At 67.9% G+C, this 15,783-nt stretch carries 15 protein-coding genes and 1 riboswitch; of the genes, 13 read left to right on the top strand and 2 right to left on the bottom strand.

The features are described from left to right. The first annotated feature begins 76 nt into the window (after positions 1 to 76). The 13 genes from ACXJKB_RS03285 (at position 77) to ACXJKB_RS03225 (ending at position 13,191) form a co-directional block, all read left to right on the top strand. Positions 77 to 511: a TadE/TadG family type IV pilus assembly protein gene (locus ACXJKB_RS03285; RefSeq protein WP_457185379.1), complete on the top strand. Its 435-nt coding sequence runs from the start codon at positions 77 to 79 to the stop codon at positions 509 to 511. Further along, a complete protein-coding gene (locus ACXJKB_RS03280) occupies positions 508 to 2,196 on the top strand; it encodes a TadE/TadG family type IV pilus assembly protein (protein WP_457185377.1) in 1,689 nt (562 codons plus the stop codon). Before ACXJKB_RS03285 ends, ACXJKB_RS03280 begins: the two co-directional genes overlap by 4 nt. A 68-nt stretch (positions 2,197 to 2,264) precedes the next feature. Next, positions 2,265 to 3,047, top strand: a complete 783-nt coding sequence (gene cpaB, locus ACXJKB_RS03275; protein ID WP_457185375.1) for a Flp pilus assembly protein CpaB — start codon at positions 2,265 to 2,267, stop codon at positions 3,045 to 3,047. A 77-nt stretch (positions 3,048 to 3,124) separates the two neighbouring features. Further along, positions 3,125 to 4,306 carry an AAA family ATPase gene (locus tag ACXJKB_RS03270; protein WP_457185373.1) on the top strand — a complete coding sequence of 394 codons (1,182 nt, stop codon included), beginning with the start codon at positions 3,125 to 3,127 and terminating at the stop codon, positions 4,304 to 4,306. A 1-nt stretch (position 4,307) separates the two neighbouring features. Further along, positions 4,308 to 5,714, top strand: coding sequence for a CpaF family protein (locus ACXJKB_RS03265; RefSeq protein WP_457185371.1), 1,407 nt, complete (start codon positions 4,308 to 4,310; stop codon positions 5,712 to 5,714). Positions 5,715 to 5,725: 11 nt separating this feature from the next. Continuing rightward, positions 5,726 to 7,633, top strand: coding sequence for a type II secretion system F family protein (locus ACXJKB_RS03260; protein WP_457185369.1), 1,908 nt, complete (start codon positions 5,726 to 5,728; stop codon positions 7,631 to 7,633). 5 nt (positions 7,634 to 7,638) lie between these two features. Then, a complete protein-coding gene (locus tag ACXJKB_RS03255) occupies positions 7,639 to 8,565 on the top strand; it encodes a type II secretion system F family protein (protein WP_457185616.1) in 927 nt (308 codons plus the stop codon). A 95-nt stretch (positions 8,566 to 8,660) separates the two neighbouring features. After that, entirely contained in the window at positions 8,661 to 10,118 is a 1,458-nt protein-coding gene (locus ACXJKB_RS03250; RefSeq protein ID WP_457185367.1) for a sensor histidine kinase, read from the top strand. Then, positions 10,115 to 10,762: a response regulator gene (locus ACXJKB_RS03245; RefSeq protein WP_457185365.1), complete on the top strand. Its 648-nt coding sequence runs from the start codon at positions 10,115 to 10,117 to the stop codon at positions 10,760 to 10,762. Before ACXJKB_RS03250 ends, ACXJKB_RS03245 begins: the two co-directional genes overlap by 4 nt. Positions 10,763 to 10,943: 181 nt before the next feature. Continuing rightward, positions 10,944 to 11,144, top strand: a complete 201-nt coding sequence (locus tag ACXJKB_RS03240; protein ID WP_457185363.1) for a Flp family type IVb pilin — start codon at positions 10,944 to 10,946, stop codon at positions 11,142 to 11,144. A gap of 75 nt (positions 11,145 to 11,219) precedes the next feature. Further along, complete coding sequence (locus ACXJKB_RS03235; protein WP_457185361.1) at positions 11,220 to 11,393, top strand: Flp family type IVb pilin; 174 nt, start codon at positions 11,220 to 11,222, stop codon at positions 11,391 to 11,393. A 136-nt stretch (positions 11,394 to 11,529) separates the two neighbouring features. Further along, complete coding sequence (locus tag ACXJKB_RS03230) at positions 11,530 to 12,888, top strand: hypothetical protein (protein ID WP_457185359.1); 1,359 nt, start codon at positions 11,530 to 11,532, stop codon at positions 12,886 to 12,888. A 117-nt stretch (positions 12,889 to 13,005) separates the two neighbouring features. Continuing rightward, positions 13,006 to 13,191 carry a Flp family type IVb pilin gene (locus tag ACXJKB_RS03225; RefSeq protein WP_457185357.1) on the top strand — a complete coding sequence of 62 codons (186 nt, stop codon included), beginning with the start codon at positions 13,006 to 13,008 and terminating at the stop codon, positions 13,189 to 13,191. Between the two features lie 104 nt (positions 13,192 to 13,295). On the opposite strand, the gene ACXJKB_RS03220 is transcribed toward ACXJKB_RS03225, so the two are convergent. Beyond that, complete coding sequence (locus tag ACXJKB_RS03220) at positions 13,296 to 14,480, bottom strand: hypothetical protein (protein ID WP_457185355.1); 1,185 nt, start codon at positions 14,478 to 14,480, stop codon at positions 13,296 to 13,298. 61 nt (positions 14,481 to 14,541) lie between these two features. Beyond that, positions 14,542 to 15,468: an NlpC/P60 family protein gene (locus tag ACXJKB_RS03215; RefSeq protein ID WP_457185353.1), complete on the bottom strand. Its 927-nt coding sequence runs from the start codon at positions 15,466 to 15,468 to the stop codon at positions 14,542 to 14,544. Between the two features lie 82 nt (positions 15,469 to 15,550). Then, a riboswitch (cyclic di-AMP (ydaO/yuaA leader) is annotated at positions 15,551 to 15,714 on the bottom strand. Positions 15,715 to 15,783: the final 69 nt, after the last annotated feature.

Here is a 15,783-nt window from a genome sequence, read left to right as displayed (position 1 = left end):
CGACGACGGCACTACGTTCATGCCGCTGCAAGGAATCGGGCCCTCGCAGACGTCATCCGGCGAAAGGGTACGAGTGATGCGTCGACGCAAGAACCACGAGCGGGGAGCCGCTGCGGTCGAGTTCGCGCTCGTCTCGCTCATCCTGGTGACCCTCGTCGGAGTGGTGTTCCAGTTCGCGGTCTACCTCTGGGCCTTCCAGGCTGCCTCGAACGGCGCCCGCGAAGGGGCCCGGGCCTGGGCCGTCAACCCGTGCGCGACTGTGGCCAACCAGGCCAAGGTCACCACGGCTGTGACGCCCGCCGCGCGCACGAGCTCGGTCTCCTCGAACGCGGCCCTCACCAAGGCGTCCGGCAACACGGCAAGCAACTGGGAACCCGGCGACACCGTCACCGTCACCGTGAAGATGAAGCCGAAGGCGCTCGGGTTCAACCTCGTGCCCGGTTGGGACTTCAACGCGGACATCACCAAGACCGCCACCGCGCGCGTCGAAGACGTACAGGGGTGCCCGTGAGGTATCTGCGCAGCTTCCGGAAGCCGATCGCCGACCGCCGTCACGACGAGGCGGGAGCCATCGCGGTCATGGTTGCCCTGATGGCGATGGTCATCCTGGGCATGGCCGCCGTGGCGATCGACATGGGACAGGTCTATGCCAAGCGGGCATCGCTCCAGAGCGCGGCCGACCAGGCCGTCCTCGCCGCTGCGGCCGAGCTCGATGGCACCACGGTCTGCACGGCCGGCGCGATCAACGCTGCGAAGAACTACCTCATCAGCAACTGGATCGACCAGGGCGGCGACCCCAAGGCGGTTGGCGACATCAACCTCGACGGGTCGCCTACTGACGGCAACGGCTACATGAACTGCAACAAGTGGCGGGTGGAGCTGTGGACCCCCACCGCGAAGGTGAACCTCGGGCTGGCCAAGGCAGTGACGTCCAGGGACAGGATCGATGTCCCGGCGTCCGCGGCCGCCGAGGTGCGCTCGCCGCGCCTCGCGACGATGCCGTTCTACGCGACTCCGGCCTGCAGCACTGGCATGCAGGTGCTGTCGACCAACAGCAGTGGCCTGTCGACGCCGCCAGTCATCCCGCTCGTGCCGAGCTCGGCCAGCCTCGCTTCGGCGAACCTGTCCGGTCTATCGCAGTCGAGCACTCCGATCGGCACTGGCGTGGCGAGCCTCGTCATCACGGGCTCGAACTTCACCTCGTCAGGCGGCGTCACGGCAGTCGGCTTCACGAATGCCTCCGGCGACCACTTCCAAGTGGCGGTGGGCAGCGGCGCGGTCGTCAACAGCAGTTCCAAGATCACGGTCGCTCCAGTTCCAACGGGGGTGACCAACGTCGAGGACACCTGGTACGTCCGGGTCCTCCAGGACGGCAAGTGGTCAGCCAACGACGGCAACGCCACGAGCGGTGTCACGAAGTTCACTGTCGGGGACGAAAAGCTCTACTGCATGGACAGCGTCAGCGGAAACTTCGGGTCGCTGGGCATCGAGCGAACTCCGGCGGCGAGCAACCCCAACACGTTGATCTCGCTCAACGTCGCACTGGGCATCGACCACGAGCTCGGGACCATGCCAGGCGCACCGTCGGCACCCAACCTCTGCAACGGCGTATCGGGGGCGATGACGAACCCGGTCGACGGCCAGAACTGCGTGCCGACCGACACCGGGCTGCCGGCCAATGCCCTCGAGGAGGGCATGATCACGGGGATCAACGGGAACCCGGGCCGGCTCAACAAGCCCGCCACGTCCCCGTGCGCCCGCTCCAACATCAATGTGTCGGGCTACAGCTTGAACGACGACGTCCTGAGTTGTTTCTTCACGGACCCGTCGATCCGGGTCGGCGACGTCACCAAGTCGACCTACACGGGCGAGCCGGTCATCAGTCCAGCGATCTTCGACTCCCCGCGCTTCGTCTGGGTGCCGCTCATCACCGACCCGCCCAACGGGAAGAAGGACGTCTCGATCCAGGGTTTCAAGCCCGGTTTCATCACGGACCAGCCGGCATCTGGCACCAAAGGCAGCCCCGGAGCCACCACCCCGGGTGTCCCCAACGGCTTGACGCTGAGCGGCACCAAGGTGCGTGAGATGAGGGTCTGGTTCATCAACAACGACGCACTTCCCGCCGGGACGACCGCTGAGGGCCACGAAGTGGCCTACCGCGGGACTGGCGCGAAGGTGATCGTCCTCGTCGACTGACCGACCACGCTCGGTCCCTTTCCCACCTCGCTACTCCCGACCCTGTCCCTCGAATGAAGGAACTCTTCATGGCTCGCCGTTCCATGCTGCTCATCGTCGCCATCCTGATCGCATCGCTCGGCACTGCGATGATCGTGCTCTACGTGCGAGGCATCGACGATCGCGCCACCCAAGGCCAGGAGCTGGTCGAGGTGCTCACCGCGACCGATGTGATCGAGGCCGGCGAGACCGTCAGTGCCGCACAGGAGGCCGGGAAGTTCGAGGCGAGGGAGGTACGTCGCGACGACATGGTCGCCGGTGCCCTCGACAGCACGGCATCGATCACCGACCTGGTCGCCCTCGGCACCGTCTACCCCGGCGAGCAGGTCATCTCTGACCGATTCGGCACGCTCGGTGACATCGAGAATCTGGTCATCCCAGACGACAAGATGGCGATCTCGATCGAGCTCACCGACTTCGAGCGGGTCGCCGGCTTCGTCAACCCGGGCTCGGAGGTGGCGATCTTCGGAACGGCTGCTTCCCCTGTCCGACGGCTGCCGGACGGCACGGAGCAGACCCTCTCCTCCGTCACCCGCATCATCCTGTCCCGCGTACCGGTGATCGGTGTGGGGACGACGTCCGTGTCGTCCACCACAACCACCACCGACGAGGGCGAGCAAGTCACCGAAGCGGTGCCGCGTACGATCCTCACGGTGGCCGTGACGCAGAAGGAGGGCGAACGGCTAGTCCTTGCAGACCGCACCACGGATCTCACCTTCGCCCTGCTCGGCGGCGAGACGAAGTCGCAGGACGAGGCTGGCGTCAACCCGGTGGACATCCTGCCAGAGACGTTCCGGGGGACCGCTGGATGACGGCAATCGTGGAGACGGAACGGTCCCGGTTGAGCGTCCTTCAGGCGATGCTCCACGGGTCTGTTCCGCTCGAGTCCATGGAGGCGCTGAGCGAGCACATCTCGGCGACGCCGCATGAGTTCGCGGTGGTCATCGGGCCTTCCGTGCCAGTGGACGACGCTGCCGTGTTCGCCCAGTGGGCCCGCGTCCACAAGCCTGACCTGGGAGTCATCCTGCTTCGAGAGACTGTGGACGCCCACGCCCTCTCGACCGCACTGCGCAGCGGCATGCGCGAGGTTGTCGAGTCCCGCGACCTGGCCGGCCTCACGACAGCGGTCAGCCGAGCACGTGCGGTGTCCACCGCCATCTCGCAGACGATGGAGGACGAGAACCAGGCAGCCGCGCAAGCGGCAGCGAGTGCTGCCCTCTCCGAGGCCCACGCCCGGGCCGAGGCCGCGCGCGAGGAGGCCGAACGGCCCACCGGGCAGCTGATCACCGTGTTCTCGACGAAGGGCGGGGTGGGCAAGAGCCTGATGGCTGCCAACATCGCCGTGTCTCTGGCCGACCAGGAGAACTCGGTGTGCATCGTCGATCTCGACGTGAACAACGGCGACATAGCGATCATGCTCCAGCTCACACCGATGCGAACGTTGAACGACCTGGCGGCCTTCCATGGCGAGATCGACGTCGATGCCGTCGAGACGCTGGTGACGCCCTACTCCAAGACGCTGGCTGTGGTCGCTGCTCCGGTCCACCTCGACGCCCCCGACCAGGCCACCAACGACGACATCGGCAAGCTCCTAGACCTCCTCGTGCGTTTGTACGACTACGTCGTGGTGGACACGTCGGGAGTGTTCGACGACCACGCGCTGACCGCGCTCGACCGCACGGACACGCTCGTCCTCGTCGGGACGCTCGACATCCCGGCGCTCAAGGGCCTCAAGCTCGCGACCCAGACTCTGGACCTGCTGAACTTCCCCCGAGAGAAGTGGCGCTTCGTGCTCAATCGCGCCGACGCCAAGGTGGGGCTGTCCGCCAACGAGTACGAGTCCACGCTAGGCCTCAAAGCCGACTGCACGCTCGTGTCCAGCCGCGAGGTGCTCACCGCGGTAAACCGCGGCGAGCCCCTGGTCCGTGCCTACGCAAGCCACCCCAACAGCAAGGCCATCAAGGGTTTTGCCAGCTCGATCGCGGGCGCGGCCCGCGCCGCCCAGGCGGAGCCGGACGCGGACGACAAGTCCCGTTCCTCCGCCAGCCGTTTCCGACTGAGGAAGGCCTGACATGGGTCTCACCGACCGACTGGCGGCTGCCCAGCGGGCCCGCTCCGAGAGCCACGAGCCCACCACGACGGAGAAGGTGCCGGCCACCGCCAGCGCCGCGCCCGCCAAGCCGACGAAGGCGAGCGTCCGCGACCCCTTCGACGACGTCAAGCGAGCCGTGCACGCCCAGCTGGTCGCGTCGCTCGGTCCGAAGCTCTACGACGTGCACATGACGCAGAGCGAGCTGGAGAGCAACGTACGACTGGCGCTCCAGGGAGCGGTGGCGGCGACCGACGTGGTCATGTCAGGGGCCGACCGCACACGGATCACTCAAGAGATCTCCGACGACATCCTCGGCTACGGCCCGCTCGAGCCGCTGCTGCGCGACTCCGAGCTCTCCGAGGTCATGGTCAATGCCTACGACAGCATCTACATCGAGCGCAGCGGCAAGCTTGTCAAGACGGGCACGAGCTTCTCCGACGAGGCGCACCTGCGCCGCACGATCGACAAGATCGTCGGCAAGATCGGCCGACGAGTCGACGAGGCGAGCCCCATGGTGGATGCTCGCCTCCCCGACGGCTCGCGTGTCAACGCGATCATTCCGCCCCTGGCGCTCGACGGGTCGAAGCTCACCATCCGCAAGTTCTCCGAGGACCCGTACACGGTCCAGGACCTCATCAACTTCGGCAGCCTCACCCAGTCCTCGGCCAACCTCCTCGAGGGGTGCGTCAAAGGACGCCTGAACATCCTGGTCTCCGGCGGCACCGGCGCAGGCAAGACGACGACGCTCAACGTGCTGTCCTCCTTCATCCCGGACGATGAGCGCATCGTCACCATCGAGGACGCGGCCGAGCTCCGGCTGGGCCAGGACCACGTGCTGCGACTGGAGTCACGCCCTCCGAACATCGAGGGCAAGGGCGCGGTGCTCATCCGCGACCTGGTCAAGAACTCCCTGCGAATGCGCCCCGACCGCATCGTCGTCGGTGAGATCCGTGACGCGGCCGCCCTGGACATGCTGCAAGCGATGAACACCGGTCACGACGGCTCCATCTCAACGCTGCACGCCAACACGCCGCGCGACGCGCTGGCCCGTCTCGAGACCATGGTGCTGATGGCAGGGATGGATCTCCCGGTGCGCGCCATTCGCGAGCAGGTGTCCAGCGCCGTCGACCTCATCATCCAGCAGACGCGCCTGAAGGACGGCACGCGCCGCATCACCGCGATCACCGAGATCGTCGGCATGGAGGGCGACATCATCACGACGCAGGACGTGTTCCTCTTCGACTACTCAGCCGGCGTGAATGACCAAGGCAAATTCCAGGGAGAGCTGGTCTCCACCGGGCTGCGCCCCCGCTTCCTGGAGCGCCTGTCCGACCACGGCGTCCACGTCGACCCGGCCGTCTTCGCCACCCGTGGTGGCGTGCTATGAGGTTCCTTCCAGTGATCACGAGCGGCGCCCTGGTCCTCGGGTTCGTCGCATTTGGGACGGCTGCAGCCGCCGCCGACGAGATCGCCATCGACCACGTCCAGTCAGAGGACGCCAAGGTCTCGCTCCTGCTCGGCGTGGACGGTGTTCCGGTGGGCGCCGTGCCTGACCTCGACAGCGTGAGGGCATCAATCGACGGCGAGGAGCTGGACGCCTCGGCGGAGACGATCCAGGGCGGACAGGTCGAGCGCACCACCGTGCTGGTGCTGGATGCCAGCAATAGCATGAAGGGGAAGAAGATTGCTTCCGCGACGAGCGCGATCGACGCCTTTCTGACGGCCGCTCCCGCGGACGTTCAGATCGGCCTCGTGACCTTCGCGGGCGCCGTCCAGCAGACCATCTCCCCCACCACCGACCATCAGTCGATCGTCGACGAGCTGGCCGGTGTCGAGCTCAAGCCCGGCACCAAGATGTACGACGCCGTCGCGGCAGGCGCGGAGCTCGCCGGCGACGAGGGAGCGCGCTCGCTCCTCGTGCTCTCCGACGGTGCGGACACCGGCAGCACCACCGCGATCGACGAGCTCACGACCGCGGCGAGCGACGCGGGTGTCGTCATCGACGTCGTCGCCCTCGGGCAGTCGCCCGAGCAGCAGGCGACTCTGGACGGGCTCGCCTCCGCGGCGGGCGGTCAGGTCATCCCTGCAGACGCCTCGGCGCTGAGCTCCGTCTTCTCTGCCCAGGCCGAGGCGTTGGCCTCGCAGGTGCTGGTCACGTTCGACCTCCCGGAGGGGGTCTCGGGCGAGCAGACCGTGCAGGTATCGCTGACGGCCGACGGTGCGACGTACACGGACTCCGCCTTCGTCTCCCTGGCGGCGAGCTCGACCTCGGGCTCGGACTCGGCCGGGTCTCCCCAGGTGGTCGCGTCCGGGACCCCACTCATCGGACCCAGGGGATTTCTGATGGGGGCGCTCGCCTTCGGGCTGGGCCTGGCGGGCGTGCTCGCCTTCGCCCTTGGCGGAGGAGCGAGCAAGTCGCGCAGTGAGCAGCGCCTGGGGAGCTACTTCGCCCAGGGCGGCGGCGTCAACGCCACGTCCGGGGGCGGTCGTCGCCACCAGGCAAAGGCCGAGGGAAGCATCAAGGACGCCGCCGTCGACCTCGCCGGGCAGATGGTCAAGGGCGACTTCGAGGACCGGCTCTCCAAGCGTCTTGCGGGCGCGGGATCCTCCCTGAAGCCGGCCGAGTGGCTCCTGCTGCACGCGGCCATCGCGCTGGGCGCCGCGTTCGTCGGCCTGGTGCTCAAGGGTGGAGCCCTGATGGTCATCCTCTTCGTGGCCGGCGTGCTGGTCCCGTGGTGGTGGCTCAAGCGCAAGCACTCCAAGCGGCTGGCTGCCTTCAACGCCCAGCTCGCCGAGACGTTGACGCTCATGGCGGGAGGCCTGTCAGCCGGGCTCTCGCTCCCGCAGTCCATCGACACCGTCGTGCGTGAGGGACACCAGCCGATGGCCGGCGAGCTCGGACGCGCACTCGTCGAGCAGCGCTTGGGCATCCCGATCGAGGAGACGCTCGAGAACGTCGCCGAGCGCATGGAGTCCGAGGACTTCTCATGGGTCGTGATGGCCATCCGCATCCAGCGTGAGGTCGGCGGAAACCTGGCCGAGCTGCTCAACACGGTCTCGGACACCCTCCGGGACCGTGAGTACCTGCGCCGACAGGTGCGGGTCCTCAGCGCGGAGGGCCGGTTCTCGGGCTACGTCCTCACGGGGCTCCCGATCGCACTGTTCTGCTACATGCTCGTGTTCAAGCGCGACTTCATCGATCCCATGCTGACCACGGGGACCGGGTACATCATGCTCGGTATCGCCGTGTGCATGCTCGTCGGTGGCGGCTTCGTGATGTCCCGACTCACCAAGATCAAGGTGTGACCAACATGCTGTTGCTGCTGGGAGCGGGTCTCCTCTTCGCCGCGCTGGTGCTGTGCTTCTCCATCATGGGGGTCCTCACCAACGAACGACGCGCAGTCGCGCGGTCGGTCGCCGCCGTGAACGCCATGAACGCAGCGCCGAGCGTCATCACGGCTGAGCTCGAGCGACCGTTCACCGAACGAGTCATCGCGCCCCTCGGGGGACGTCTCGTCGGAATCGGTCGTAAGATCACGCGCGCCGACACGGCCGTCAAGATCGCCCACCGCCTCGACATCGCGGGCAACCCGCCCGCCTGGGACGTGAACCGCATCATCGGCCTCAAGGTCCTCGGCATCGGCGCCCTGGGTGGGCTCGGGTTCTTGTTCTGCCTCTCCCGCGACTACTCGTTAAGCCGGGTCGCGCTCCTCACCGCCGGCTTCGCCGCGTTCGGCTACGTCCTTCCCAACCTCCTGCTCAAGAACGCTGGCGACAAGCGCGAGTCGCTCATGCGCAACGCCCTTCCCGACGCCATCGACCTGCTGACCATCTCCGTGGAGGCCGGCCTGGGCTTCGACGCAGCCGTGGCCCGGGTCGCCAAGAACACCACGGGACCCCTCGCCGGTGAGTTCGCCCGTCTGCTCCAGGAGATGCAGCTGGGCATGGGCCGCGCGGCGGCCATGCGGGCCATGGGCGAGCGCACCAGCTTGCCCGACCTCAAGTCCTTCTGCCTAGCCATGGTGCAGGCCGACAGCCTCGGCATCCCGATCGCGCGTGTCCTTCGCATCCAGAGCCACGAGATGCGCACCAAGCGACGCCAACGCGCTGAGGAGGCCGCTCAGAAGGTCCCCGTCAAGATCCTCTTTCCCGTCATCTTCTTCATCCTTCCAACCATCTTCATCGTCGTCATCGGACCCGTGTTCCTGTCGATGGGCGACCTGTTCGGCAGCCAGTGATCCTCGACATGATCGCCTCGGCCGAGCCCACCCGCTCGGCACAGCGCACGTGGCGTATTACGACGGCAGTCCGAGTCTTCGCCATAGCGTTGGTCATGGGGCGCGCCCTGTCCGTCGGGGGGCTCGGTCGCGTCGCGGTCCTGCTCATGGTGCTCAGCCTGCTCGCCACGCTTGCCAGCGTGGTGGAAGCAATGAGCGCCGACGGCGTGCAGGGGTGGGTTCCGGTCATCGAGGCGCTGCTGGTTGGCGCCGTCGTGGCGGCGGACCCTTCCCGGGACGAGTCGATCCTTCTCTACTTGGCCGTGCCTCCCCTGGTGGCCGGCATCCGGCACGGGTGGTTGTCCACGGCCAACTCCTTCCTCGCGTCGGCCGCCGCCGTGCTCGTCGGGAGCTGGCTCTCCCAGGTTCCGCCGTCGCGCGACATGCTGCAGTCCGCCGGCTTCTGGCTCGTCACCGGGCTCGGCATCGGCATCCTCGCTGGTGTCCAGACCCGCAGCATCCGTACCCTCGAGCAGAGCCAGGCGCCCTACGTCGCCACGCACCAGCTCATGAGCCAGCTCCACGATCTCACGAGCCGGGGCGAAGTCGGTCTCGACAGTGTGAAGCTCTCCACCGAGCTCGTGGGCAGACTTCAGGAGGGAACCGGCGCCTCCGGCGTGGCGGTCTACGGGCACGCGTGGGGCCAGCCCCTCGTGCAGCTCGCCAGTAACGGCGACACGACGTGCCTGGCCAGCCACGCCCTCGGCGCCAATCACCAGAGGGTCGCGGACGTGCTCGTGGTGGGCATGCGAGGCGCCGGGCACCAGCTCGGCAGTGTCGTCCTGCGTCGACCCGATGGCTGGACCGCGGACTCCCGGTCCGTCGCCCAGTCCGTGGCCGACGAGTTCGCCCTCCGCCTGGACACCGCAGTCCTCTTCGACGAGGTACGACGGCTCGCCACCGCCGAGGAACGCAAGCGCATCGCCCGCGAGATGCATGACGGTGTCGCGCAGGAGCTCGTGGCGCTCGGCTACCTCGTGGACGAGATCACGTCGGTCTCCAGCGAGGACGAGACGCTCGCCCTGGCCGCTGGCCTACGGGAGGAGATCAGCCGCATCGTCGCCGAGATCCGCTACTCGATCCTGGACCTCCGCCACCATGTCGCGGAGCACCGGCTCTCCGGAGCGCTGGCTGACTACGTCCACCAGGTCACGCAGGACATGGAGCTGCGAGTCAACCTGGTGCTCGACGAGTCGGGTCCTGCGCTCCCTCCGCGCACCGAAACCGAGCTCCTGCGTGTGGCCCAGGAGGCCATCGGCAACGTCCGCAAGCATGCACGAGCCGACAACCTGTGGGTGACCCTCGTTTCGGACGGCTCGACGCTCCTCCTGGAGGTCGAGGATGACGGGGTGGGCAACGCCAGGCCCAAGGATCGGCACTGGGGACTCCAGAGCATGCAGGAACGGGCCTCCGACATCGACGCGTCCCTCGAGGTCACGTCACGAGAGGGCGGCGGAACCATCGTCCGTCTGCAGTCCCCGCCACTGATGACCGCAACGAAGGAGCTCGCATGACCACACGGGTACTGCTCATAGACGACCACGAGCTGATCAGGCAAGGCCTTGCCCGAGCGTTCGAGCGCGATGCCGAGATGACGGTGGTCGGCCAGGCCGGCTCGGTAGCCGACGGCGTCACGAGCTTCCGAGAGCTCGACCCCGACGTTGTCGTGACCGACCTTGAGCTCCCTGACGGTCACGGGCTCGAAGTGGTGCGACAGGTGCGGGAGGTGCGCGATACCACCGGTGTCGTCGTACTCACCATGCATGCGGGCGACGACCAGATCTTCGCTGCGATGGAGGCAGGCGCGTCCGCTTTCGTCGGGAAGGACAGTAAGGCGACGGACGTGGTGAGTGCTGCTCGCCACGCGGCCGTGGCGCCGCGCACCTTCCTGTGCTCGGGCCTGAGCGCGGCGATGATGCGCCGGGCCACTGCTCCCCCTCCGCCCAAGCTCTCCGGTCGCGAGGAGCAGGTTCTCACGCTGCTGGCTGACGGCCTGGGCACCGGCGAGATCGCCGGAAACCTCTACATGAGCGAATCGACCGCCAAGACGCACATCACGCACATCTACCAGAAGCTGGGCGCCGTCAACCGTGCCCAGGCGCTGGTCTCCGCGATGCGTCTGGGCCTGCTCGACCACGCCTCCCCCCACCGGTTCTGAGCAGGTGCCAACCAGGCCATCCAGAGGTTCGGCGAGGTGGCTGGGAGATAGTCACAAGGGACTATGCATCGCGAGCCGATCACCCGATTCGACAACACGCGGATCTTGGCAGAGTTCTCATCGACGGGTCCTTGTGGGGGCTCGGAACCAAAGACTCATCACACAGACAAAGGGGAATCCCATGCTTGAGAAGTTCGTCGCATTCCAGCTGTTCATGATGACGCCGCGCAAGGATGAGAAGGGCGCCACCGCCACCGAGTACGGCCTGCTGGTCGGCCTCATCGCCCTCATCATCGTCATCGGTGTCGGCCTGTTCGGAAAGTCGCTCAACACGTTCTTCAGCGGTCTCAGCACCACCGTTGGCGGCTGGACCACGAACTGACCCATCCTGGGCGTCAAGAAGGCCGGCCATCCCGACCGGGATGGCCGGCCTTCTGCAACCCGAAAGGCGAACTCCATGGATACAGGAACCATCACCCGGCCTCGTGACGAGCGGGGCGCAACCGCCACCGAGTACGGCCTTCTCGTCGGTTTCATCGCCATTGTGATCGTTGTCGGCGTCGGCCTCTTCGGCAGCTCCCTCAACACCTACTTCAGCGGCCTGGCCACCTGGCTCGACGCCGTCATCTGACATCAGCTTCAGGGCCCGAGCGGCCTTGTACTCGGGACGAGGTACCGTGCCGATCCAAGCACCCACCACAACCGAAGACACCCCAGTGGGGATCAAGCCAACCTCGGTCATACCGGGTTGGCTTCCTACTGCGTTGATGGGGCTCTTCCTCGTGGCCGTGGCACGTCAAGGTGCCCGGGCCGTCTCCGACCCGGATGCCTTCTGGCACCTACGGCTCGGGCACGACATCGTGCGCGCCCACTCGGTGACGACCGTCACCGCTCAGTGGAGCGACCTCTCCGATCAGCACTGGGTGCCCACCCAGTGGCTTACCGAGGTGGTTCTCGCCGCTGCGGAGTCAGTGGGCGGGCTTCCCGCCGTCGCATGGTTGTTCACCCTCAGCCTCCTTGCTCTGGTCCTGGTCCTCCACCGCATCGCCCGTCACGTGGCCGATCCGATTCCTGCCGCCTTTGCCACAGGACTCGCCGTGGCCGCCATGGGGGCGAGCCTGTCCCCGCGCCCGCACATGGTGACGTACCTGTTCCTGGCCTTGACCGTTCTTGCCTGGCACGACACCGCGGACGACCTCCGCCCTCGCTGGTGGCTCGTCCCCCTGACCTGGGTGTGGGCGATGAGCCACGGGATGTGGTTCATCTCACCCGTTGTGGGTCTGGCGGTCTTGGCGGGCCTCGGACTCGACGGTCGCCTAAATCGCGTCGTCGGGCTGCGACTGGCCGCTGTCCCCGTTGGCAGCCTGCTCGTGGCCGCCCTCACACCCGTAGGACCTGCACTCCTCCAGGCGCCATTCGCAGTCGCGGGCATCGGCGCCTTCATCACTGAGTGGCAGCCACCATCGTTCCGCTCCCCGGCCCCTGCGGCGGCCGCTCTGATGGTGGCCATCGTGGTGGTGACCTGGGCGCGGTCCACGCGCCGGGTGCCGTGGAGTTACATCGCTCTCCTCGTTCTGGCCACGGGCTGGATCCTGCTCGCTACGCGCACGGTGGCGATCGGCGCTGTGATGGTCACCCCGCTGCTCGCTGCCGCTCTGCAAGGCGCACTGCGCCGGGATGCGCAGCCCGAGCTCCGTCGCGAGAGGTGGACCCTCCGGCTCGCTGCCCTCGCTGCCGCCGTGGGAGTGGGTCTCGTTGTGCCGTACACGGCCGCGGAGCCGGCCGAAGTCCCGAGGGGACTGGACGCGTCGCTGGACTCCCTAGGTCCCACCGTGGTCTTCAACTCGTACGAGGTCGGCGGCTGGCTCCGTTGGCAGCACCCTGACCTGGAGCCGGTGGTGGACGGGATGACGGAGGCCTACCCCGTGCAGCACCTGCAGGCGTACGCCGTCGTGCAAGCAGCCGCACCTGGCTGGGACGAGGCGTTCGAGGAGTGGTCGCCCGGAGCGGCGCTCCTTCCCGAGGCATCGCCGCTCGCCCTTGCGCTCCGTGAACAATGGGGGTGGGTGGAGCTCGACAAGGACGCCGGCTACCAGCTGCTCGTCCCGCCTGGCGCCGCGTCGTGACTGTGTAGTGCTAGTCACAACGACCCATGCGTTACGTCCGGATGCCGGATGCGACGGAGACCGAGATGTGGGGAGGATCATCCAGGTCTCGGACGATTCTGATCTAAGGGGATTTCCATGCTCGAGAAGCTCATCACGTTCATGATCACCGGCCGCGAGGACGACAAAGGCGCCACAGCCACGGAGTACGGACTGCTGGTGGGGCTGATCGCCCTTATCATCGTCATTGGCGTCGGACTGTTCGGCAACTCACTCAACACCTTCTTCGCAGGCTTGGCGACGTCGGTCGGCAGCTGGAACTGACGGTTCGGCAGGCGAGGGTGTGTGACCGCGAACCTGTCCAAGCACCATCCGCTCCACTCGGAAGGCAACCGGTTCCCCGGTTGCCTTCCGCTCGTTCCGGGGCCTCACCTGACCAGGTCGCGCAAGCGGTTCCGCCACGCTCGGGTGAGAAGCTCGCGCGACAGCGCCGACCTACTGAGCGCACTGCCGACGGACTCACCTCCGGCGACCGCGTCGTGAACGGACGTCAGCGCCCGCTCCCCCCGTCGCTCGGCTATGACCCGGCACGCCAGCCAGGCGAGCTCGTAGCTCGCCTGGAGGTCGTGGGCCCGGGTGTCGAAGTCCGCAGCGCCCGGCAAGGCCTCCGGTACGCCGTCGCGCCTGGCTGCCGCGATGGCACGTCCCAGGGTGACGCGGTCCGGCAGGCGCGTGCCGCGGAGCGCGACGTAGTCCGCGAAGCCCTCGAGCAGCCACGGCTCGACCGGCTTGCGCACCGCACGGGTCGCGACATGGACCAGCTCGTGGCTCATGACCACCTGCGCTCCTACGTGCCTCATCCCGTCCGTGACGTCAGGATTCACGAACACGTGTACGGGACCGTCGCCGTCCGAGGCTCGTCCGACCGCGGCCGTCACCGCGGCGATCCCGGCGTACGTCCCTGGTCGTGCGCCCAGGGTCTCGTCGAGCGCGGCTGCGGTGGCGGGCACCTCCACCACCACGGGCGAGCTCCATTCCGGCAGGACGCGTCGTACGACGTCGATGCCCCGCGCCGTGCGTGCCGCCGTGGCCTCGGCGACGCTCGAGGAGCCGTCCGCCATCACGAGGACGCCGTCCGACCGGGAGACCGCGAGGCGGCCACGGAGCCACAGCGGCAGGCGAGCCCCCGCTGCTTCGGACGACGCGAACTCCACGATGCCCAGTCCCCCGCCACTCGGCGCGAAGCTCACGACCACGTCGGTGCGCGCCGGCGCCGCGTCGAAGCCGCGCACGCGCCACGTCAGCTCGGCCACGCCGCTCCACGAGCCGTCGGGGGCGACAGCGCCCAGCTGGTCGACGTAGCGCGCGTCCACGGCCGCGAGGTCGAGCGAGCGGACGTTGGCCGCGATGCCCGACAACAGCTCGTCCGCTGCCGGCACCTGGGGGGGCGCCAGCCGCGCCAGGGCCTGCCCGTCACGTTCCTCGACGGCCTCGACGAACGCGGTCAGCGCGGCCGCCGCCTCCGCCGGACTCGCCCGCGGCGCCTCGGTCGGCTGAGGGGGCGCCACCTCCTGCCGGCCGTCCATGGTGAGGACGACGACCAGGACCACCACGAGGAACAGCGAAAGGCCGGCCGCCCACAGGAGTGGACGACCGGCCTTCGATGTCTGCTGGTCAGCCAGGGCGGACCGCGCCGACGAAGGGCATCGAGTAGAGGCCCGAGACGGCGACGCCCGTGCCGGGGTTGGCAGCGTGGACGATCATGCCGTTGCCGATGTACATGCCGACGTGGCTGATCGGGCTGTAATAGAAGACCAGGTCGCCGGGCTGCAGGTCGCTGGCGGCGATGCGCGGGCCGGAGCTGAACTGGGCGCTGGACGAGTGCGGGAGCGACACGCCGGCCTGGGCCCAGGCGCGCATGGTCAGGCCGCTGCAGTCGAAGGCGTTCTCGCCCATGGCGCCGTAGACGTAGGCGTCGCCCACCTGTGCCATCGCGTACTGCACGGCCGCGGCGGCACGGCCGGACGCGGGGACTGAGACCGAGCTGGGCGCGCGGGTCGTGGTGCCGCGCGAGGCGAGCACGCGCTCGCGCTCCTCGGCCTCGAGGTCGGCGAGCAGGTCCTTGGCCTCGGCGAGCTTGTCGTCGACCGTGTCCTTCTCGTCGCTCAGCTGCTCGGTGATCTCAGCGATCTCCTTGGTGCGGGACGCGGTGGCCTCGCGACGGATCTCGAGGGCCTCGAGCTCGGTGTCGTAGTCGGAGAGCAGCGACGCCTGGAGGTCGTTGAACGACGACATCGTCGAGAGCGAGTCGAGGAACGCCCCCGGGTCGTCGGAGACGACGATCTGACCGACGGTCGAAATGCCCTCTCCCTCGAGCTGGCGCACGACGGCGTCGGAGACCTGGTCGCGCACGGCGCCGAGGCGCTCGTCCTGGCGATCCTGGTCGGCCTTCAGACCGTCGAGGTCGCTTCGCAGGTCGGCGAGGTCGAGCTTGGCGTCGTGGAGGCGCTCCTGCGCCGCCTCGGCCTCGTGGTAGAGGCGGTCGACGCGAACCTTGACGTCCTTGATGTCGGGGTCGGCCTGCGCGGGGGTTGCAGGCACGAAAGCGATGGCAGCGATCGCGGTGAGACCAAGAACGGTCGCGCCAACTCGCTTGCGGGTGTGAGCCACGAGCGGGGGAACTCCTCGGGGTGTCGTACGCCTACCAGGTGAGCTGACGGGTTCGGCACGACTGGCCTACTCCTGCTCCTCGTGCCGCTCGCGCAGCACGCCTCACAGGCGATTCACCCCAGGGGGAAGTGTGGTTCCCCGGCTCGTCGACCACGGATGATGCGGGGGTGTGGTCCACGACTCGGCGCGACGTCCGCGCGGGCCTGGTGACCCACTGCCACGGACGTCAGCCCACACCCTAAACCG

The organism is Nocardioides sp. P5_E3 (genome assembly GCF_054049275.1).
This window is presented reverse-complemented; position numbering and strand designations above follow the sequence as displayed.